This is a genomic window from Streptomyces sp. NPDC031466 (assembly GCF_055581265.1).
The window spans coordinates 742,587-762,102 of sequence record NZ_JBVIJT010000002.1; the positions used below are offsets into that span (position 1 = coordinate 742,587).

A 19,516-nucleotide genomic window follows, 5' to 3' on the forward strand; every position below is an offset into this window, starting at 1 on the left:
AAGAAGCGTTCACACGTTCGTAGCGGCCGCGTCGTACAGTCCTACGACGCGGCCGCGCCGTTCCTCGTGGCAAATGGCCCATGAGGTTGTCACAGGGGTCGCGTAAGGTCGAAAGCAGTGGGATCCCTACCGGTGGGACCCGCGAGCATCCAACCGCCGGGGAGGGGGCCGCAGTGCTCATCGACACCTTTGGCCGAGTAGCCACTGACCTGCGCGTTTCACTGACCGACCGCTGCAATCTGCGCTGCACGTACTGCATGCCGGAAGAAGGCCTGCAGTGGCTGGCCAAGCCCGACCTGCTCACCGACGACGAGATCGTGCGCCTCGTGCGCGTCGCCGTCACCCTGCTCGGCATCACGGAAGTCCGCTTCACCGGCGGCGAGCCCCTCCTGCGCCCCGGCCTCGTCGGGATCGTCGAGCGCTGCGCCCGGCTGGCACCCCGCCCCAAGATGTCCCTGACGACCAACGGCATCGGTCTCAAGCGCACCGCCGAGGCCCTCAAGGCCGCCGGCCTCGACCGGGTCAACGTCTCCCTGGACACCCTGCGCCCCGACGTCTTCAAGACCCTCACCCGCCGGGACCGCCACAAGGACGTCCTCGAAGGCCTCGAAGCGGCCCGCGACGCCGGGCTCACCCCCGTCAAGGTCAACACCGTCCTGATGCCGGGGCTCAACGAGGACGAGGCCCCCGACCTCCTGGCCTGGGCCGTGGAGAACGACTACGAACTGCGCTTCATCGAGCAGATGCCGCTCGACGCCCAGCACGGCTGGAAGCGCGACGGGATGATCACCGCGGGCGACATCCTGGCCTCCCTGCGCACCCGCTTCGAGCTCACGGAGGAAGGCACCGGGGAGCGCGGCTCGGCCCCCGCCGAGCGCTGGCTCGTGGACGGCGGCCCGCACCGCGTCGGCGTCATCGCCTCGGTGACCCGCCCCTTCTGCTCGGCCTGCGACCGCACGCGGCTCACCGCCGACGGCCAGGTGCGCACCTGCCTGTTCGCCACCGAGGAGACGGACCTGCGCGCGGCCCTGCGCGCCGCCCCGGAGAGCAGCGAGGAAGGCTCGGACGAGGAGATCGCCCGCATCTGGAAGCGCGCCATGTGGGGCAAGAAGGCCGGCTCGGGCCTGGACGACCCCTCGTTCCTCCAGCCGGAGCGCCCGATGTCCGCGATCGGCGGCTAGGAGTCCTGGTCCGGCCACTCCGCGAGCGGCACGACGTCCTTCAACATCCCGCGGACGCCGAGGAATTGGGAGAGGTGCTCGCGGTGCTCCTCGCACGCGAGCCACGTCTTGCGCCGCTCCGGCGTGTGGATCTTCGGGTTGTTCCAGGCGAGCACCCAGACCGCGGCCACGCGGCAGCCCTTGGCGGAACAGATCGGCGTTTCGTCACTCACAGTCGCGTCCCACAACGTTCCGAACAAGGCGACGCCGAGCAGCCACGGGGGGAGCTGCCCGGCGTCGGTCTGTCGCTCCGACGGGGGATGCGGAGCGCGTACGAAGTATGTCACGCGGGACCCGATGACTGGCACCGGAACTACATGATTGATCTGAGCTTTTCTTGAGCTTGGCGCAACGTCGACGGTCAGTTCTGACCGTGCGGAGCGCCGCGCCGCTGGTCGTGCGCACCACCCAGGGGATCTTCCGGGACGGATTCGGCGGGGCCGACCGGAGCGGGCGGCGCGAGCATTGGCCGAGAAGGAGCGGGTACGAACGTCGACGGCAGCGAGGGGTTGCTCTCGCGCCCCGCGTTGGCGATCACCACGGAGATGTACGGGAGGAGCACGCCGAGCACCAGCGCGACGATGGCCACATGCCGTTCGACGTTCCACAGCACGGCCGCGGCGACCACGGACAGCGTCCGGACCGACATGGAGATCACATACCGGCGCTGACGGCCGCGCACGTCCTCCGCGAGTCCCTGACGGGCCCCGGTGATCCGGAAGACCTGGCCGCCGCTCTGCTTCCGCATCACGCTCCACCACCCTGTCCGCTGCGCCGGACTCACCCCGGAATCTGCCCCGGTCCGGCACCTCCACGGTACGCCTGACCCGCGCCGCCCACGAGAGCGGGGGCAGGCCTGTGCCCGGCGTGGTTCCCGTGTCCCGCCCCGGATGGGGGCGCCCGACATGCGCCGTACGGCGCACGGACCGACACTGGCGGTAATGCTCACGTAGAGCCGTACAAGGAGGCAGCTATGGGCTGGTTGTGGGCGATCATCGTGGGATTCGTGCTGGGGCTGATTGCCAAGGCGATCCTGCCGGGCAAGCAGCACAGTCCGCTCTGGCTGACCACGGTGTTCGGCATCATCGGAGCGGTCGTGGGCAACTGGCTCGCGACGCAGTTCGGCATCAACGAGACCAAGGGCATCGACTGGGGCCGGCACGCGCTCCAGGTGGCGGCGGCGGTCGTGGTCGTCGGCCTGGGCGACGCGGCCTACAAGATGCTCAAAGGCAACCGGCGAACAGCCTGAGCCCTGCCGCCACGGCGTGCGAGCCGCGTCTTGCGCGGCGAAGGCCCGGCCCCCCGCGCGGGGGGCCGGGCCTTCGCCGTGAGCGCGTGAGCAGCCCGCGTGCGAGCGGCCCGCGCGCGATCAGCCCGCCGTCACCTCGACGGCCGCGAGGTTCTTCTTGCCCCGGCGCAGCACGAGCCACCGCCCGTGCAGCAGGTCCTCGCAGGCGGGGACGGCGTCCTCGGCGGCGACCTTGACGTTGTTCACGTAGGCGCCGCCCTCCTTGACCGTGCGGCGGGCGGCGGACTTGCTCGCCACCAGGCCGACCTCGGCGAACAGGTCCACGACCGGGCCGAGCTCGGCGACCCGCACGCGCGGCAGCTCGGAGAGGGCAGCGGCCAGCGTCGCCTCGTCCAGATCGGCCAGCTCGCCCTGGCCGAAGAGCGCCTTGGACGCGGCGATGACCGCGGCGCACTGGTCGGCGCCGTGCACCAGCGTCGTCAGCTCCTCGGCGAGCGCGCGCTGCGCGGCGCGCGCCTGCGGACGCTCCTCGGTCTGCTTCTCGATCTCCTCCAGCTCCGCGCGGGACTTGAAGGACAGGATCCGCATGTACGTAGAGATGTCCCGGTCGTCCACGTTCAGCCAGAACTGGTAGAACGCGTACGGCGTTGTCATCGTCGGGTCGAGCCAGACGGCGCCGCCCTCGGACTTGCCGAACTTGGTGCCGTCGGCCTTGACCATCAGCGGCGTGGCGAGCGCGTGCACGGCCGCGTCCGGCTCCAGGCGGTGGATCAGGTCGATGCCGGCCGTGAGGTTGCCCCACTGGTCGGACCCGCCCTGCTGGAGGGTGCAGCCGTAGCGCCGGTACAGCTCCAGGAAGTCCATGCCCTGCAGGAGCTGGTAACTGAACTCCGTGTAGGAGATGCCCTCCTGCGACTCCAGGCGCCGGGCGACCGAGTCCTTGGTCAGCATCTTGTTCACCCGGAAGTGCTTGCCGATGTCCCGCAGGAACTCGATCGCGGACAGGCCCGCGGTCCAATCGAGGTTGTTGACCATCACCGCGGCGTTCTCGCCCTCGAAGGACAGGAACGGCTCGATCTGCGAGCGCAGCCGCGCCACCCAGTTCGCGACCGTCTCCGGGTCGTTCAGGGTGCGCTCGGCGGTCGGCCGCGGGTCGCCGATCTGGCCCGTGGCACCGCCCACCAGGGCCAGCGGGCGGTGCCCCGCCTGCTGGAGCCGGCGCACGGTGAGGACCTGCACGAGGTGTCCGACGTGCAGGCTCGCCGCGGTGGGGTCGAAGCCGCAATAGAACGTGACGGGACCGTCCGCGAGCGCCTTGCGCAGTGCGTCTTCATCGGTGGACAGGGAGAAAAGTCCCCGCCACTTCAGCTCGTCGACGATGTCCGTCACGGGTCTCGCGTCTCCTCGGGAGTGCTTACAGGGTGCACGGATGTGCAAGGACCGAGGTTATACGCCCTGGCTGACCGAACTCATGTTGAAATCGGGGACGCGCAGCGCGGGCATCGCGGCCCGGGTGAAGTAGTCGCCCCACTCGCGCGGCAGCGTCCGCTCCGTGCGGCCCGCCTCCGAGGCCCGGCCGAGCAGGTCGACCGGCGACTCGTTGAAGCGGAAGTTGTTCACCTCGCCGACGACCTCGCCGTTCTCCACGAGGTAGACGCCGTCCCTGGTCAGGCCCGTGAGCAGCAGCGTCGCCGGGTCGACCTCGCGGATGTACCAGAGGCAGGTGAGCAGCAGCCCGCGCCCGGTCGCGGCGACCATCTCGTCCAGGGAGCGGTCGCCGCCGCCGTCCAGGACGAGGTTGTCGACGGCCGGGGTCACCGGCAGGCCGGTGAGGGCGGCGCTGTGCCGGCTGGTGGCCAGGTGGGCCAGCTCACCCTCGCGGATCCACTCGGTGGCGCTCAGCGGCAGGCCGTTGTCGAAGACGGAGGCGTCCCCGCCGGAGGAGTGCGCGAGCACGAACGGCGCCGACTCCAGGCCCGGCTCGTGCGGATCACTGCGCAGCGTCAGCGGCAGCCGGGCGAGCCGCTCGCCGAGGCGCGTGGCGCCGCCCGGCTTGGCGAAGACCGTGCGGCCCTCGGCGGCGTCCCGGGCCGAGGACGACCAGAACTGGTAGATCAGCAGATCCGCGACGGCGGTCGGCGGCAGCAGCGTCTCGTACCGCCCGGCGGGCAGCTCGACGCGCCGCCGCGCCCAGGCGAGGCGCCGCTCCAGCTCCGCGTCGAGCACGGTCGGGTCGACGTCCTTGAAGTCCCGGGTGGCCCGCCCCGCCCACGCGGACTTGGTGCGGTCCGGCGACTTGGCGTTCAGTTCGAGGGTGCCGTTGGGCTGGTCGTGGCGCAGGCGCAGCCCCGTGGAGGTGCCGAGGTAGCTGGACACGTACTCGTGGTTGGCGAAGCCGTACAGCTCGCGGCCGCCCGCGCGGGCCCGGGCGAAGGCCTCGCCGAGCGCGGGGGCGAAGTCCGCGAAGACCGCCGAGGTGGTCTCGACGGGGGCGTCGGTGAAGTCGGGCGACGCGGCGACGCCGGTCACCAGCGGCTGGGCGTCCTCCGCGGGGCCGGCCGAGCGGGCGGCCGCCTCGGCGGCCCGCACCAGCGGCTCCAGGTCGTCGGCGGTGACGGCGGAGCGGGAGACGACACCGGAGGCGGTGCCCTCCTTGCCGTCGACGGTGGCGATGACGGTCAGGGTGCGGCCGCGGGTGACGCCGTTGGTGGTGAGGGCGTTGCCCGCCCAGCGCAGGTTCGCCGTCGACTCCTCGTCGGCGATCACCACGCAGCCGTCGGCGGTGGACAGGTCGAGGGCGCGCTCGACGATCTCGTGCGGCTTGGCGGTGCGCGGGCTCATCGACCGGCCTCCTGCGTGGTGTTCAGAATGTTCACGCCCCGGAACAGGGCGGACGGGCAGCCGTGCGAGACCGCGGCGACCTGGCCCGGCTGGGCCTTGCCGCAGTTGAAGGCGCCACCGAGTACGTACGTCTGCGGACCGCCGACCGCGGCCATGGAGCCCCAGAAGTCGGTGGTCGTCGCCTGGTAGGCGACGTCGCGGAGCTGTCCCGCGAGCCGCCCGTTCTCGATCTTGTAGAAGCGCTGACCGGTGAACTGGAAGTTGTACCGCTGCATGTCGATCGACCACGACCGGTCACCGACCACATAGATGCCCCGGTCCACGCCCGCGATCAGGTCCTCGGTGGAGAGCCCGCCGGGATCCGGCCGGAGCGACACGTTCGCCATGCGCTGCACCGGCACATGGCCGGGGGAGTCGGCGTACGCGCAGCCGTTGGAGCGCTCGAAGCCGGTGAGCCGCGCGATGCGCCGGTCCAGCTGGTAGCCGACCAGCGTGCCGTCCTTGACCAGGTCCCAGGACTGCGCGGCCACGCCCTCGTCGTCGTACCCGACGGTGGCGAGCCCGTGCTCGGCGGTCCGGTCACCCGTCACGTTCATCAGCGAGGAGCCGTAGGCGAGCTTGCCGAGCTGGTCGAAGGTGGCGAACGAGGTGCCCGCGTACGCCGCCTCGTAGCCGAGCGCGCGGTCCAGCTCGGTGGCGTGACCGATGGACTCGTGGATCGTCAGCCAGAGGTTCGACGGATCGACGACGAGGTCGTACGAGCCCGCCCGCACGCTCGGCGCCCGCATCTTTTCGGCCAATTGCTCGGGCAGCCTCGCCAGCTCGCCCGCCCAGTCCCAGCCGGTCCCGGTGAGGTACTCCCAGCCCCGGCCGACCGGCGGCGCGAGCGTGCGCATCGAGTCGAACTCACCGCTCGTCGCGTCCACGGCGACCGCCGTCAGCTCCGGGTGCAGCCGCACCCGCTGCTGGGTGGTCACGGTGCCCGCCGTGTCCGCGTAGAACTTGTTCTCGTGCACGGTGACCAGGGAGGCGTCGACGTGCGCGACCCCGTCGGCGGCCAGCAGCCGCGCGCTCCACTCCGCGAGCAGCCCCGACTTCTCCTCGTCCGGGACCGTGAAGGGGTCGATCTCGTACGACGACACCCAGGTGCGATCGGCGTGCACGGGCTCGTCCGCGAGCTCCACACGCTCGTCGGACCCGGCCGCCCCGATCACCCGCGCCGACAGCTTCGCCATGGCCACGGCCTGCGAGGCCACCTTCGCCGCCGCGTCCATCGTCAGGTCGACGCCCGAGGCGAAACCCCAGGTGCCGCCGTGCACCACCCGGACCGCGTACCCCAGGTCCGTGGTGTCCGAGGAACCGGACGGCTTGGCGTCGCGCAGCCGCCAGGACGCGCTGCGCACCCGCTCCAGGCGGAAGTCCGCGTGGTCGGCGCCGAGCGCCCGCGCGCGGGCGAGCGCGGCGTCGGCGAGAGCCCTCAGCGGCAGCGCCGTGAAGGCTTCATCGATGGTATGAGGCACGGGTGTCTCCCTGCTGTCGGCACCGGTCGGGTCCGATCATGTCGCGCCCGACGGCCCCGCGGCCAGAGTTTTCTGTAGGGACCCGACAGGGAGTCCTCCGCGCCACTGTCGGTCGCCGATTCTCCGTATCGCGGAAGGTACCGATAGGTTTTCGAGGTACCAGACCGCTATCGAAAGGGTGATCCGTTGAGCCGCTCGGTTCTCGTCACCGGAGGAAACCGGGGCATCGGCCTCGCCATCGCCCGCGCCTTCGCCGACGCCGGCGACAAGGTCGCGATCACCTACCGCTCGGGTGAGCCGCCGCAGGTCCTCACCGACGCCGGGGTCCTCGCCGTCAAGTGCGACATCACCGACGCCGAGCAGGTGGAGCAGGCCTACAAGGAGATCGAGGACAAGCACGGGAACGTGGAGGTGCTGGTCGCCAACGCCGGCATCACCAAGGACCAGCTCCTGATGCGCATGTCCGAGGAGGACTTCACCTCCGTCCTCGACACCAACCTCACCGGCACCTTCCGCGTCGTCAAGCGCGCCAACCGCGGCATGCTGCGCGCCAGGAAGGGCCGCGTCGTCCTGATCTCCTCGGTCGTGGGGCTCATGGGCGGCCCCGGGCAGGCCAACTACGCCGCTTCCAAGGCGGGTCTGGTCGGCTTCGCGCGCTCGCTCGCCCGCGAGCTCGGGTCGCGCAACCTCACTTTCAACGTCGTCGCACCCGGTTTTGTCGACACCGACATGACCAAGGTGCTGACGGACGAGCAGCGCGAGGGCATCGTCTCTCAGGTGCCGCTCGGCCGTTACGCGCGCCCCGAGGAGATCGCCGCCGCGGTGAAGTTCCTCGCGTCCGACGACGCCTCGTACATCACTGGAGCCGTCATCCCCGTTGACGGCGGATTGGGCATGGGTCACTGATCACATGAGCGGAATTCTCGACGGCAAGCGCATCCTCATCACGGGTGTGCTGATGGAGTCCTCCATCGCCTTCCACGCGGCCAAGGTCGCCCAGGAGCAGGGCGCCGAGGTCATTCTCACCGCCTTCCCGCGGCCCACGCTCACCGAGCGCATCGCCAAGAAGCTCCCCAAGCCCGCCAAGGTCATCGAGCTGGACGTGACCAACCAGGAGCACCTGGACCGCCTGGAGGGCCTCGTCCGCGAGGAGCTCGGCGGCCTGGACGGCGTCGTGCACTCCATCGGCTTCGCCCCGCAGGGCGCCTTCAACTTCCTGGAGGCCACCTTCGAGGACGTCTCCACGGCGATGCACGTCTCGGCGTACTCCCTGAAGTCGCTCACCATGGCCTGCCGCCCGCTGTTCGGCGACAGCGCCTCGGTGGTCGGCCTCACCTTCGACGCGCAGTACGCGTGGCCGAAGTACGACTGGATGGGTCCGGCCAAGGCCGCCCTGGAGGCCACCAGCCGCTACCTCGCCCGTGACCTGGGCAAGGAGAACATCCGCTGCAACCTCATCTCCGCGGGCCCGATCGGCTCCATGGCGGCCAAGTCCATCCCGGGCTTCGCCGACCTCGCGGACGTGTGGAACAGCCGCTCCCCGCTGGAGTGGGACATGGCCGACCCGGAGCCCGCGGGCCGCGGCATCGTCGCCCTGCTCTCGGACTTCTTCCCGAAGACCACGGGCGAGATCGTCCACGTCGACGGCGGCGTCCACATGATGGGTGCCTGACCCGGCATCGCATACGTGAATGACGCCCCGTCCCCGCATCGCGCGGGGGCGGGGCGTCACCCGTTCGGCCCCCGTACCGGGCGGCGCCGGGGCAGTGCCGCGCACCCTGGAGTGTGCGTCTTTCCGGTGCGGTGCTCGCCGCTCTCGCCCTGTTGGCCGCCGCGCCGCCGTCCGGCGCCGCGTCCCTCGGCGAGGCCGGTCAAAACGGCCCGCACGCGCGCGTGGAGCCACGAAAACCCCGGCCCTTCGGCTCGGAGTGCCGCACCGGCGTCGCCGGTGCCGCGGTGGTCGCGTACTGCCACAACCCCTATCCGGAGACCGACCGCGTTCGCCTGCACGTGGAGTGCGACCGGTGGTGGGACATCGACGTCGACACAACCGCGGTCGAGGCGGGTCCCGCCCAGACCGTGCGCCTGACCGGACGGTGCTGGAAAGAGGTCCGCGCCGCCTGGGTCAGCCACCAGAAGTGACGGGCCGGCACATGAACGGATAGCCCGCCGCCTCCGTGGCCGCGGCTTCCGTGTCCCGCGCGCGGATCGCCTCGACGAGCCGGGCGTGGTCCATGTGCGCCTCGGGCGTGAGCGTCGTGCCGACGTCCTCGCGCAGCCAGTCGCGCATCACCTCGCCGAGGTCCGCGTACAGCGCCATCATGACGTCGTTGTGCGACGCGGCCACCACGGCCATGTGGAACGACGCGTCGGCCGTCACGAAGGTCTCCGCGTCCCCCGAGGCCCAGGCCTCCTCGCGGCGCGCCAGGAAGGCGTCGAGCTGCTTGAGGTCGCGTGCGGTGCGACGCTCCGCGGCGAGCCTGGCCGCACTCGACTCCAGCGTGCTGCGCAGCTCGGCGATGTGCCGCGGATCCGCGTCGGCGAACCTGCGGTGCATCACGCCCGCCAGCTCGCTGGTGGCGATGACGAACGTGCCCGAGCCCTGGCGGATGTCGAGCAGGCCGTTGTGCGCGAGGGCGCGCACGGCCTCCCGGACGGTGTTCCTGGCCACGCCCAGCTGTTCGACCAGTTCGGGCTCGGTGGGGATGCGGGAGCCGACCGGCCACTCGCCCGAGGAGATCTGGTTGCGCAGCTCGGTGATGACCTGTTCGGACAGAGCCGAACGATGCGCGGTGGTCAGCGGCATGACATTCCTTCCTGACGGACTGGACAGCCAATCATCCTATGATTCTATGATGGGTCCATGGCTAGTGAGGAAACCACCACGATGACATCGACGGCGCCCCCTTCCCCGCGTACCGGACCGGCGGCGGAACAAGCCTCCACGCGCGCGTGGACGACACGCCTGGTCGTCGTCGGCATCGTCCTCGCGGCCCTCAACCTCCGCCCGGCCATCACCAGCCTCGGAGCCCTCCTCGAAGAGGTCCGCGACGGCCTCGGCATGAGCGGCACCCTCGCCGGACTGCTCACTTCCGTGCCACCCCTGTGCTTCGCCGTCTTCGGAGTGATGGCGCCCCGCCTCGCCCGGCGCTTCGGTGCCGGCGCGGTGGTCTGCGTCGGCATGGCCGCGATCGCCGCCGGTCTGGTGGTACGCCCCTTCCTCGGCGGCACCGCCGGCTTCCTCGCCGCCACCGCGCTCGCCCTCATGGGCATCGCGGTCAGCAACGTCCTGATGCCGGTCATCGTCAAGCGCTGGTTCCCCGACCGGGTCGGCTCCATGACCGGCCTGTACTCGATGGCGCTCGCGCTCGGCACCTCCCTCGCCGCCGCCCTCACCGTCCCGATGACCGACGCGCTCGGCGGGCACTGGCAGAGCGGGCTCGCCGTCTGGGCGGTGCTCGCCGTCGTCGCCGTCGCGCCGTGGATCCCGCTCGTCAGCCGGGACCGGGCCGCCACCGCCGCCGCTCCGGAGCACGTCAGCCCCGACGTGCGCCGGCAGGACGCGGGGCTGCGCATCACCCACAGCCGCACCGCCTGGGCGCTCGCCGTCTTCTTCGGACTCCAGGCCACGGCCGCGTACGTCACGATGGGCTGGATGCCGCAGATCTTCCGTGACGCGGGCGTCCCCGCCGGCGAGGCCGGCGTGCTCCTCGCCGTCACGATGGCCATGGGCGTGCCGCTGGCGTTCGTCATCCCGAGGGTCGCCACACGGCTGACCAACCAGGGCCCCGTCGTGGTCGTCCTCGGCGCCTGCGGTCTCGCCGGATACGCGGGCCTCTACCTCGCTCCCGCGGGCGGCGCCTGGGCGTGGGCCCTGCTGCTCGGCATCTCCAACTGCGCCTTCCCGCTCGCCCTCACGATGGTCGGCATGCGGGCCAAGAGCAGCGTCGGCGTGGCCAAGCTGTCCGCCTTCGCGCAGAGCACCGGCTACCTGATCTCGATCCCGGGACCGCTCCTGGTGGGCGTCCTCTACCAGCACAGCGGCGGCTGGGGCCTGCCGATCGCGCTGATGGCGGGCCTGATGGTGCCCCAGATCGTCGTCGGCACCCTCGCGGGCCGCAACCGCACGGTCGAGGACGAGGTGGCGGCCAGGGCCGACGGGGCGGCGGCCGAGGCGGCCTGACCCCACCGGCCGGGGCCGGGGGCGAGGGTGGGAGACTGGCGTCATGCCCGTCCTCGACCCGAACCCCCAGAACGGCCAGAAGAAGCTGCTCATCGTGCTCGGCGCGATGCTGGCCATCACCGTGATCATCGGCATCATCGCCGCCATCGCCTCACCGTGACCTGAGGCCACCCGCAGCGGGATGGTGGGGCTGGCACCCCCATCCCCTAGGGGGCCAGTGTCAGGGTCAAGTGGGTGGAACACCGGATGGGCCAAGGGCCGCCGATCGCCTAGTTTCGAGTTGTGCCCGCGACGACGGGACATGGACCACTCGAAGACACGGAGGCGGTATGTCGGCCCGTACGCACACCCGGCGCGACCCCGCGGAGTCGGGGAGCATCGAGATCCAGCTCCCCTGGTGGGGGATCGCCCTGCCCGCCATCGCCTTCGCGACCCTGCTCCTGCTGATCCTGAACCCCGCCGACGCCCACGCCGCGAGCAGCGAGCCCGTCGTCACGAGCCTCCTCGAGCGCATCCAGGCGATAGCCCTGCGCGCGACCGCGTGAGCCCCGCTCCGCGGCCTCCCTCACCCGCCTCGGCGGACCGCGTCAACTACCTGCGCCCTGTGGCGCGTTTCATGCGAAGCTAAGACGCATGAGCGTCGCAGAATCCCGCAGGATCGTCCTCTTCCGGCATGCGAAGGCCGACTGGCCCGATGTCTCCGACCACGAGCGGCCGCTCGCTGATCGAGGCCGCAGGGACGCCCCCGTCGCCGGACGCAAGCTGGCCGACAGCGGCATCCCCCTCGACCTGGCCCTCTGCTCGACCGCGGCCCGCACCCGCGAGACGTGGAAGCTCGCCGTCTCGGAGCTGCCGCAGCGGCCGAGGACCGTCTACGAGGACCGGTTGTACGAAGCCTCTCCCGGTGAGCTGATCGCCGTGCTCAACGAAACCCCGGACGAGGTGCGCAACATCGTCCTGATCGGTCACAACCCCAGCATCCAGGGCCTGACCGACGTCCTCGCCGGGGACGCCGAGGGCGACGCGAGGGAGCGGCTGAACCGCCGCGGCTTCCCGACCGCCACTTTCGCCGTCCTGACGTACTCCGGATCCTGGAAGGCGCTGGAACCGGGCGTGGCCACCCTCGTCGACTACTGGGCGCCGTCCGAGTAACCCACCCCTCCACCGGTACGACGACGGGGCCCCGCCTGTATGGCGCGGGGCCCCGTCGTCGCGAGGGATGCGAGGGAGGGGAAAGGACGCAAGGGCGGAGCCGAGCCGGCCCCGGGCGTCAGTCGCTGTGGGTCTCCGCGGCCTCGACCTCTTCGCGGGTGATCCCGAGGAGATAGAGGACGGTGTCCAGGAAGGGGACGTTCACCGCGGTGTGCGCGGCCTCGCGGACCACGGGCTTGGCGTTGAAGGCGACCCCGAGGCCGGCCGCGTTCAGCATGTCGAGGTCGTTCGCACCGTCGCCGATCGCCACCGTCTGCTCCAGCGGGACCCCGGCCTCCTGGGCGAAGCGGCGCAGCAGCCGCGCCTTGCCCGCCCGGTCGACGATCTCGCCGGTCACCTTGCCGGTCAGCTTGCCGTCGACGATCTCCAGCGTGTTGGCCTGGGCGAAGTCGAGGCCGAGACGTTCCTTCAGGTCGTCGGTGACCTGGGTGAAACCGCCCGAGACGACGCCCACTTGGTACCCGAGGCGCTTGAGGGTGCGGATGAGGGTGCGGGCACCCGGGGTCAGCCGGACCTCGGCGCGGACCTTGTCGACCACCGAGGCGTCCAGACCCGCGAGCAGGGCCACGCGCGCGTGCAGCGACTGCTCGAAGTCCAGCTCGCCGCGCATCGCGGCGGCCGTCACCTCGGCGACCTCGTCCTCGCATCCGGCGTGCGCGGCGAACAGCTCGATGACCTCGTCCTGGATGAGCGTCGAGTCGACGTCCATCACGACCAGGCGCTGCGCGCGGCGGTGCAGGCCCGCCGCGACCACCGCGACGTCCACGCCGAGCTTCGCGGCCGCTATGGCGAGGGCCGTGCGCAGCTGCTCCGTCTCGGTGCCGGACACCGCGAACTCGACGGCCGTGACCGGGTACTTGGCGAGCCGGAAGATACGGTCGATGTTGCCGCCGGTGCCCGTGATGCTGGCGGCGATCGCCGCGGTCGACTCCGAGGTCAGCGGGTGGCCGAGCACGGTCACGAGCGAGCGGCCGAGGCCGCGCGGCCGGTTGTCGCCGATGCCCGAGATGATCTCGGCCTGCATCTTCATGGACTCCGCCCAGCTGTGGACGGTGGCCCGCAGGTCACCCTCCATACCGGCGGGCGGCACGGTCACCAGCGCGCACAGCACTATCCGGCCGCGCGTGACGACCTGCTCGATGTCGACGACGTCGAGGGAGTAGGCGGCGAGGGTGTCGAAGAGGCCGGCCGTGAGGCCGGGGCGGTCCTTGCCGAAGATCTTGACGAGAAGCGTCGGGACGTCGGCGGACTGAGGGGGCTGCGAAGCACTCATGGTGGTGCCTACGGTATCCGTCCACTTCCCGGGGGCGCCCGGCGGTCCGCTTCCCGGACACCGGCTGTTCGTCTCCCGCTCGCTTCGCGACGTTTGCCCGCGGTGCCGGGTATCGGGGGAAGGGGCGGGTGTCAGCGGGGCCTGCGGGGCGGAGGTTTCGGCGGTGGTGGGGGAGGGGGCGGCGGAGGGGGCCAGCCGCCCGAGCGCGGGCGGGGCCGGGGCCGGGGCGGTGGCACGAGGGGTCCCGAGACGGTGGGGGCGCCGGAGACGTCCCCCGGGGGGCGTAGATAGGGGTTCGTATCAGGGTTCGGCGGCCGAAGCGGGGTGCTGGGCCGGTACGGTCCCGTCGCCGGGGAGGCGGGGTCCGGGGGTGCCGTCGGTGCCGGTGCCGGTGCCTGTACCGAAGGCGATGCCGCCGACGCAGACGCCGGTGCCGCCGAGTCCGTGGCCGACGACGAAGCCGGGACTGGTGCCCGTGCCGACATCGACACGGGCGCCGGTGTCGATGCCAGAGGCGAGGCCCTCCCGCCCGCTGCTCCCGTGACGCACGCCATCAGCGCCCCCGCCACCCCCGCCCCGAACCCCCACGCCGCCCCGAGCGGCACCGCCGGCCCCAGACGGCCGTGCAGCTCGATCCCCGCTCCGAACGCGTCGAAGCCGAGTACGGACAGCGACGCGTCGGCGTCCACCCCGGTCAGCCACACCAGCAGCGGCAGTCCCACCGCCGTCACGCCCCCGAGCCGCACCCCACACCACCCGGCGAACCTGAGCGCACCCCCCACCCCCGCGCGGCGCCCGACGAATCCCCCGGAACCCCCCGCCGCCCCGCCGCCCCGCCGCGTCCGGCGTACCCGGCGTGACCGGCGTGATGCCCCACCGCCCCGCGCCGCCCGGAGGCCTCCGCAACATCCTCCGTCGCTCCGCCGTACCCGGCGTGTTCCTCCGCCACCCCGCCGCGTCCGGCGTACCCGGCGTGTTCCTCCGCCACCCCGCCGCGTCCGGCGTACCCGGCGTGGCTGGCGTGATGCCCCACCGCCCCGCGCCGCCCGACGCCCCCCGAGACATCCCCCGCCACCCCGATCCACGGCGTCCGCACCGCCGTGAGTACCCCGGCGAACAGCATCGTCAGTGCCGCCGCGACGCCCAACAGCCAGACGCTCCGGTCGAGTTCGGCGAGGCGCCCCAGTGTGAGTGCCCTGTCGGAGGTGCCCGAGAGCAGGTCGTCCACCGGGTCCGGCAGGAATCGCGAGAGCACGCCCGTCGCCCTGCCGTCCCACGGGACGAAGAGCCCCACGGGGACGCCGAGCCACACGCCGTTGGGCGCCCCGAGCAGCGCGGCGCCCGCGATCCGCCGCAGATGGTCGTCGCCGACCATCGCGTGCCCCGCAGCCGCGAGCCCCGCGGCGACCGCGACCAGCACCACCGTGACCAGCGCGGAAGCCGCGGGCCGCACCATGCGGTGCAGGCCGGCGAGCCCGCGCGGCAACGGCGTACGGCGCGACGCGAGGAGCGCGATGAGCAGGACGCCGGCCGCCCAGGCCGTGCCGCCGAGCAGCGTCGGCACGGTGTCGACGGTGAAGCCGACCGAGGCCTTCGCCCGCGCCAGGTCCCCGAGCCGCTCGGGCAGGAGCCCCTCGATGCCCCCTATGCCTCCCAGGTCGCCGAGGTCGCCGAGACCGTCCGGCAGCTTGTCCCCCAGGTCACCGGGCAACCCGTCGATCCCCTTCCCCAGCCCCTCCTCGATCCCCTTGCCGACGCCGAGCCGCTCGCCGTCGATCGTCACGACGTCGTGCCCCACCCAGGCGAGCCCCGCGAGCATCGCCAGGAAGAAGGTGAGCACCGAGCCCACCCGCGCGAGGAGTTCGGTGGGCGTGACGACGGCTCCCGCCGCGCGCAGGGAACGCAGGAAGAAGTGGGCGAGGAGCAGCGCGCCCACCAGACTCACCCCGAGTGGCGCGATATCGACCGCCGTGGTCGCCTCGGCCTCGTCCAGGCCGAGAACCGAGACATCGCCGGACGGCGTGAGGGAACCTCCCGCGCCGAGCGCCACCGTCGCGGCTGCCATCGTGCCGAGCGAGCCCACCGCGTCCGCGCCGAGCAGGTGCAGCCCGAGCGCGGCCGTCCCCGCCATGCCGATCAGGGACCAGCTCACAGCGGCGATCGCACAGAGCAGTACGTCACCCCCACGGCACGCCCCGACCCTCACCCGTGTATGCGCCGGCCTGCATCAGGACCCCCGAACCGCAGTGCGTCACCCTCGTATCACGGTGCACATTCCTCACTCGGTATATGCGCTTTCACGCATCTCGTGTGCGTAATGGCCATGATGGGCGCTTACTACTCTCCGGGGCGGTTTCTTCTCTGTCAACGGGGCAACCCCAAAGGCCGGTACGCAGTCTTCACAAGGCCCGACTTTCGGTCAGAGGCCTCCTCCTGAAATAGTTCCTCCCGATGTTCGACATCCCTAGACTCCCCACATGGGGGCTAGCTCGGGGGACAACTCAGTGGGGCATGGAGTGCCGGAACTCGTACTGGAATTGAATGGAAGGTCCTGGACGCTCGATTCGTCCAGGCCATACACCCTCGGACGCGATCCGCAGGGAGATATCGCGCTCGATGACGCCAGGGTGTCCTGGCGTCACGCCACGATCAGCTGGAGCGGGCGCAGTTGGGTCATTGAGGACCACGGCAGTACCAATGGCACCTTCGTGCAGGGCCAGCGGATTCATCAGCAGGAGATCGGCCCCGGCTCGGCGGTCCACCTCGGCAACGCGACCGACGGCCCGCGGCTGAATCTGTCCGGTGCCGCCACGGCCGCGGCCGTCTCCGCGCCGCAGCAGCAGGCAGCCGCACCGCAGCAGGCAGCCGCACCGCAGCACGCCCAGCAGCAGGCCGCCGCGCCACGGCACACGCCCCAGCAGGAAGCTCCGGGCTGGGCCCAGCAGCAGGCCCCGTACCAGCCGCAGCAGCAGGCCTGGCAGCAGCAGCCCCAGCAACAGCAGCCCCAGGCGCACCAGCCGCCGCAGCACCCGCACGTGCCGCAGCAGCAGGGCGCCCCGGCCGGCCAGTACGCGCAGAAGACCCCCGGTTCCGGCGGTGCCGCGGGGGCGCCGCCGGTCCACGGCGACCGCAGCCCGACGACGTTCCACCAGCTGGCCCTCGGCCGCAAGATGCGCATCGGCCGCGCCCTGGAGAACGAGCTGGTCGTCTCCGACCTCCAGGTCTCGCGCCACCACGCCGAGTTCACGGCGACGCCCGACGGCCGCTTCGAGCTGCACGACCTCGGCTCGCACAACGGCACGTACGTCAACGGCCAGCCGATCGCGAAGTCCTCGACGGTGTCGATCGGCCCGAACGACATCGTCGGCGTCGGCCACTCGACGTTCCGCCTGGTCGGCGGGCAGCTCGAGGAGTTCGTCGACACCGGCGACGTCTCCTTCTCGGCCCGCCACCTCACGGTCACCGTCGACGGCGGCAAGCAGATCCTGAAGGACGTCTCCTTCGGCGTCCCGGAGAAGTCGCTCATCGCGGTCATCGGCCCCTCCGGTTCCGGAAAGTCCACCCTGCTCAAGGCGCTCACCGGCTACCGGCCCGCCAACCAGGGCGACGTCCTCTACGACAACCGGAACCTCTACAAGCAGTTCGCCGAGCTGCGCCAGCGCATCGGTCTGGTCCCGCAGGACGACATCCTGCACAAGGAGCTGACCGTCAAGAAGGCCCTGAAGTACGCGGCCAAGCTGCGCTTCCCGGCCGACACCACGGAGGCCGAGCGCGACTCCCGTATCGGCGAGGTGCTGCGCGAGCTGAAGCTGGACATCCACAAGGAGAAGAAGGTCACCTCCCTCTCCGGCGGCCAGCGCAAGCGCGTCTCGGTGGCCCTGGAGCTGCTGACCAAGCCGTCGCTGATCTTCCTGGACGAGCCGACCTCCGGCCTCGACCCGGGCATGGACCGCGACGTCATGCAGCTGCTGCGCGGCCTCGCCGACGACGGCCGCACGGTCCTCGTCGTCACGCACTCGGTCGCCGAGCTGGCGATCTGCGACAAGCTCCTGGTGATGGCGCCGGGCGGCTCGGTGGCGTACTTCGGCCCGCCGGAGGAAGCCCTCAACTTCTTCGGCTACAGCACCTGGGCGGATGTCTTCTCCGCCTTCGAGAACTACCGCGACTACGACTGGGCGGGCCGCTGGAAGGGCTCGCAGCACTACCAGATGTACGCCGCGGACATCGACGCCGTCGCCGCCCAGTCCGTACCGATGCCGCCCCCGCAGGCGGTCAAGCCGCCCAAGCCGCAGGGCTGGGGCTCGCAGCTGTGGACCCTGATCCGCCGCTACACCTCGGTGATCGCCTCCGACAAGGGCTTCATGGGCCTCATGGTGATCCTGCCCGCGGTCCTCGGCATCGTCAGCGTCGTCATCCCGGCCGACTTCGGCCTCGCCCGGCCCGAGCCGCCGGCCAAGTTCAACGGCGACGCCGGAACGATCATGCTGATCCTCGCGGTCGGCATGTGCTTCTCGGGCGCGGCCAACTCCGTACGTGAGCTGATCAAGGAACGGGTCATCTACGAACGGGAACGGGCCACCGGCCTCTCCCGCTCGGCGTACCTGATGTCCAAGGTCATCGTCCTCGGCGTCATCACCGCCATCCAGGGCGTCATCATCTGCGCCATCGGCTTCGCCCCGCGCGAGCTGCCCGAAGAGGGCCTGATCATGCCGCCGGCCGCCGAGATCTGTCTGACGATCATCGCGCTCGGCTTCACCTCGATGATGTTCGGCCTGGTCATCTCCTCCCTGGTGAAGACCGCCGAGAAGACCATGCCGCTGCTGGTCATGTTCGCGATCGTCCAGGTCGTCTTCACCGGCGTCCTCTTCCAGGTCTACGGCTCGCCCGGCCTGGAGCAGTTCGCCTGGCTGATGCCGTCCCGCTGGGCCATCGCCGGCGCGGGCGCCACCCTGGACCTCGCGCACCTGATGCCGCCGTGGGACGCGAAGAACCCGAACGACCTGGACCCCCTGTGGGAGCACTCGGTCGGACAGTGGGGCATCAACCTCACGGTGCTGCTCGCGCTCGGCGTCCTCTGCGGCTTCGCGGTCGCGCGCCTGCTGCGCCGGCACGAGCCGGAGGTCATGCGCAAGTAAGCGCGCCCGTACGCACGACACGCCCGTACGCACGACAAGGGCGGCACCCCGCACGGGGTGCCGCCCTTCGGCGTCACTGAACCTCGCCTTCGGCTGAAGAGGTCCGTTGATCAGGCGATCAAGGCTCAGTAGGCGCTGTTCACGTTGTCCATCGAGCCGTACCGGTCGGCCGCGTAGTTGGCCGCGGCCGTGATGTTGGCGACGGGGTCGTAGATGTTCGTCGAGGTGCCCTCGACGTGGTACGCGTCGAACGTCGGCTTGATGACCTGGAGCAGGCCGATCGAGGGGGTGCCGTTGATCGCGTTGATGTCCCAGCCGTTGATGGCGTTCGGGTTGCCCGAGGATTCGCGGAGGATGTTGCGGTGCAGGCCCTCGTAGGAACCGGGGATGCCCTTGGCCCGCATGATGTCCAGGGACTGACGGATCCAGCCGTCGAGGTTGTTGGCGTAGACCGGCTTGCGGGCGGCCGCGCGGCTCGCGGCCTCCTTGGCCTTGCGCTCGTCCTCGGCCCGCTTCCTGGCGGCGGCCTCGTCGGCGGCCTTCTTGTCGGCGGCGGCCTTCGCGGCGGCGTCCCTGGCCTGCTTGTCGGCGTTCGACTGCTGCTTGGAGACGCTGGCGTGGACCGTCTTCTGCGCGCCGGCGGAGACGGCGAAGGCGACGGGGGAGACGTCGGCGGCCTGGGCCCCGGCCTCGGAGTTGCCCGGCACGAGCGAGAAGGCGAGGGCGGCGGCGCCGAGCGCGGCGACTCCGGCGATCGAGAACTTCTGGGTTCTGGTCACGTTGTCGCGACTGAGACCAGGGGTGACGGGCTGAGACATGGGTAAGGGACCTCTTCGGGTAGCGGAGGTCGCTCTGGACCGGTGGGGGACGGTTGCTGCTCCGG

19 protein-coding genes and 1 pseudogene are annotated in these 19,516 nt (G+C 71.3%); 10 read left to right on the top strand and 10 right to left on the bottom strand.

The features are described from left to right. The first annotated feature begins 173 nt into the window (after window positions 1-173). Window positions 174-1,181 (top strand): GTP 3',8-cyclase MoaA, encoded by a 1,008-nt coding sequence (gene moaA, locus ACZ5GP_RS06215; protein ID WP_468749639.1) that lies wholly within the window; start codon window positions 174-176, stop codon window positions 1,179-1,181. Here moaA and ACZ5GP_RS06220 read toward each other — a convergent pair. Both ACZ5GP_RS06220 and ACZ5GP_RS06225 read right to left on the bottom strand, forming a co-directional pair. After that, window positions 1,178-1,393, bottom strand: a complete 216-nt coding sequence (locus tag ACZ5GP_RS06220) for a hypothetical protein (protein WP_468749640.1) — start codon at window positions 1,391-1,393, stop codon at window positions 1,178-1,180. The genes moaA and ACZ5GP_RS06220 overlap by 4 nt on opposite strands. A gap of 188 nt (window positions 1,394-1,581) precedes the next feature. Continuing rightward, window positions 1,582-1,968: a DUF3099 domain-containing protein gene (locus tag ACZ5GP_RS06225; protein ID WP_468749641.1), complete on the bottom strand. Its 387-nt coding sequence runs from the start codon at window positions 1,966-1,968 to the stop codon at window positions 1,582-1,584. Window positions 1,969-2,193: 225 nt separating this feature from the next. Between ACZ5GP_RS06225 and ACZ5GP_RS06230 the strand changes: the two genes are divergently transcribed. Beyond that, a complete protein-coding gene (locus ACZ5GP_RS06230) occupies window positions 2,194-2,469 on the top strand; it encodes a GlsB/YeaQ/YmgE family stress response membrane protein (RefSeq protein ID WP_358585854.1) in 276 nt (91 codons plus the stop codon). A gap of 120 nt (window positions 2,470-2,589) precedes the next feature. On the opposite strand, the gene tyrS is transcribed toward ACZ5GP_RS06230, so the two are convergent. Genes tyrS through ACZ5GP_RS06245 form a run of 3 tightly spaced genes read right to left on the bottom strand, consistent with a single transcriptional unit; the run spans window position 2,590 to window position 6,830 of the window. Then, the gene (gene tyrS / locus ACZ5GP_RS06235) at window positions 2,590-3,858 is read right to left on the bottom strand and encodes a tyrosine--tRNA ligase (protein WP_468749642.1); all 1,269 of its coding nucleotides are present in this window, start codon (window positions 3,856-3,858) and stop codon (window positions 2,590-2,592) included. A gap of 57 nt (window positions 3,859-3,915) precedes the next feature. Continuing rightward, complete coding sequence (locus ACZ5GP_RS06240) at window positions 3,916-5,310, bottom strand: metallopeptidase TldD-related protein (protein WP_468749643.1); 1,395 nt, start codon at window positions 5,308-5,310, stop codon at window positions 3,916-3,918. Then, window positions 5,307-6,830 (bottom strand): TldD/PmbA family protein, encoded by a 1,524-nt coding sequence (locus tag ACZ5GP_RS06245; protein WP_468749644.1) that lies wholly within the window; start codon window positions 6,828-6,830, stop codon window positions 5,307-5,309. The genes ACZ5GP_RS06240 and ACZ5GP_RS06245 overlap by 4 nt, the downstream gene beginning before the upstream one ends. 186 nt (window positions 6,831-7,016) lie before the next feature. Between ACZ5GP_RS06245 and fabG the strand changes: the two genes are divergently transcribed. From fabG to ACZ5GP_RS06260, 3 genes are all read left to right on the top strand, one after another. Beyond that, on the top strand, window positions 7,017-7,736 hold the full coding sequence (gene fabG / locus ACZ5GP_RS06250; protein WP_468749645.1) for a 3-oxoacyl-[acyl-carrier-protein] reductase: 720 nt from the start codon (window positions 7,017-7,019) through the stop codon (window positions 7,734-7,736). A 4-nt stretch (window positions 7,737-7,740) separates the two neighbouring features. Continuing rightward, window positions 7,741-8,502 carry an enoyl-ACP reductase FabI gene (fabI, locus tag ACZ5GP_RS06255; RefSeq protein ID WP_468749646.1) on the top strand — a complete coding sequence of 254 codons (762 nt, stop codon included), beginning with the start codon at window positions 7,741-7,743 and terminating at the stop codon, window positions 8,500-8,502. A gap of 113 nt (window positions 8,503-8,615) precedes the next feature. Beyond that, window positions 8,616-8,972, top strand: a complete 357-nt coding sequence (locus tag ACZ5GP_RS06260; protein WP_468749647.1) for a hypothetical protein — start codon at window positions 8,616-8,618, stop codon at window positions 8,970-8,972. Here the strand turns inward: ACZ5GP_RS06260 and ACZ5GP_RS06265 are convergent. Then, complete coding sequence (locus tag ACZ5GP_RS06265; protein ID WP_468749648.1) at window positions 8,956-9,636, bottom strand: FadR/GntR family transcriptional regulator; 681 nt, start codon at window positions 9,634-9,636, stop codon at window positions 8,956-8,958. The genes ACZ5GP_RS06260 and ACZ5GP_RS06265 overlap by 17 nt on opposite strands. Before the next feature lie 57 nt (window positions 9,637-9,693). Here ACZ5GP_RS06265 and ACZ5GP_RS06270 point away from each other — a divergent pair, with 57 nt between their 5' ends. From ACZ5GP_RS06270 to ACZ5GP_RS06285, 4 genes are all read left to right on the top strand, one after another. Next, window positions 9,694-11,013 (top strand): CynX/NimT family MFS transporter, encoded by a 1,320-nt coding sequence (locus ACZ5GP_RS06270; protein WP_468749649.1) that lies wholly within the window; start codon window positions 9,694-9,696, stop codon window positions 11,011-11,013. A gap of 43 nt (window positions 11,014-11,056) precedes the next feature. Further along, window positions 11,057-11,173, top strand: a complete 117-nt coding sequence (locus ACZ5GP_RS06275; protein WP_358585867.1) for an SGM_5486 family transporter-associated protein — start codon at window positions 11,057-11,059, stop codon at window positions 11,171-11,173. A gap of 169 nt (window positions 11,174-11,342) precedes the next feature. Beyond that, window positions 11,343-11,558 carry a hypothetical protein gene (locus ACZ5GP_RS06280; protein ID WP_468749650.1) on the top strand — a complete coding sequence of 72 codons (216 nt, stop codon included), beginning with the start codon at window positions 11,343-11,345 and terminating at the stop codon, window positions 11,556-11,558. An 88-nt stretch (window positions 11,559-11,646) separates the two neighbouring features. Continuing rightward, entirely contained in the window at window positions 11,647-12,165 is a 519-nt protein-coding gene (locus ACZ5GP_RS06285; RefSeq protein ID WP_468749651.1) for a SixA phosphatase family protein, read from the top strand. 118 nt (window positions 12,166-12,283) lie between these two features. On the opposite strand, the gene serB is transcribed toward ACZ5GP_RS06285, so the two are convergent. The 3 genes and pseudogenes from serB to ACZ5GP_RS06300 form a co-directional block, all read right to left on the bottom strand. Then, window positions 12,284-13,498, bottom strand: coding sequence for a phosphoserine phosphatase SerB (gene serB / locus ACZ5GP_RS06290; RefSeq protein ID WP_468749652.1), 1,215 nt, complete (start codon window positions 13,496-13,498; stop codon window positions 12,284-12,286). 300 nt (window positions 13,499-13,798) lie between these two features. Then, the gene (locus tag ACZ5GP_RS06295; RefSeq protein WP_468749696.1) at window positions 13,799-14,047 is read right to left on the bottom strand and encodes a hypothetical protein; all 249 of its coding nucleotides are present in this window, start codon (window positions 14,045-14,047) and stop codon (window positions 13,799-13,801) included. A 35-nt stretch (window positions 14,048-14,082) separates the two neighbouring features. Next, a pseudogene (locus ACZ5GP_RS06300) lies at window positions 14,083-15,726 on the bottom strand (streptophobe family protein); the annotation flags it as partial. A 288-nt stretch (window positions 15,727-16,014) separates the two neighbouring features. Here ACZ5GP_RS06300 and ACZ5GP_RS06305 point away from each other — a divergent pair. Beyond that, window positions 16,015-18,633: an ABC transporter ATP-binding protein/permease gene (locus ACZ5GP_RS06305; protein WP_468749653.1), complete on the top strand. Its 2,619-nt coding sequence runs from the start codon at window positions 16,015-16,017 to the stop codon at window positions 18,631-18,633. Window positions 18,634-18,758: 125 nt separating this feature from the next. Here ACZ5GP_RS06305 and ACZ5GP_RS06310 read toward each other — a convergent pair whose 3' ends face one another. Further along, window positions 18,759-19,451, bottom strand: coding sequence for a transglycosylase SLT domain-containing protein (locus tag ACZ5GP_RS06310; protein ID WP_468749654.1), 693 nt, complete (start codon window positions 19,449-19,451; stop codon window positions 18,759-18,761). Between the last annotated feature and the right edge of the window lie 65 nt (window positions 19,452-19,516).

Bases quoted from the DNA above. Each gene is read 5' to 3' on its own strand.
- ACZ5GP_RS06225 (WP_468749641.1), bottom strand. From the start codon at position 1,968: ATGCGGAAGCAGAGCGGCGGCCAGGTCTTCCGGATCACCGGGGCCCGT.
- ACZ5GP_RS06230 (WP_358585854.1), top strand. From the start codon at position 2,194: ATGGGCTGGTTGTGGGCGATCATCGTGGGATTCGTGCTGGGGCTGATT.
- ACZ5GP_RS06240 (WP_468749643.1), bottom strand. From the start codon at position 5,310: ATGAGCCCGCGCACCGCCAAGCCGCACGAGATCGTCGAGCGCGCCCTC.
- fabI (WP_468749646.1), top strand. From the start codon at position 7,741: ATGAGCGGAATTCTCGACGGCAAGCGCATCCTCATCACGGGTGTGCTG.
- ACZ5GP_RS06265 (WP_468749648.1), bottom strand. From the start codon at position 9,636: ATGCCGCTGACCACCGCGCATCGTTCGGCTCTGTCCGAACAGGTCATC.
- ACZ5GP_RS06270 (WP_468749649.1), top strand. From the start codon at position 9,694: ATGGCTAGTGAGGAAACCACCACGATGACATCGACGGCGCCCCCTTCC.
- ACZ5GP_RS06275 (WP_358585867.1), top strand. From the start codon at position 11,057: ATGCCCGTCCTCGACCCGAACCCCCAGAACGGCCAGAAGAAGCTGCTC.
- ACZ5GP_RS06280 (WP_468749650.1), top strand. From the start codon at position 11,343: ATGTCGGCCCGTACGCACACCCGGCGCGACCCCGCGGAGTCGGGGAGC.
- ACZ5GP_RS06285 (WP_468749651.1), top strand. From the start codon at position 11,647: ATGAGCGTCGCAGAATCCCGCAGGATCGTCCTCTTCCGGCATGCGAAG.
- serB (WP_468749652.1), bottom strand. From the start codon at position 13,498: ATGAGTGCTTCGCAGCCCCCTCAGTCCGCCGACGTCCCGACGCTTCTC.
- ACZ5GP_RS06310 (WP_468749654.1), bottom strand. From the start codon at position 19,451: ATGTCTCAGCCCGTCACCCCTGGTCTCAGTCGCGACAACGTGACCAGA.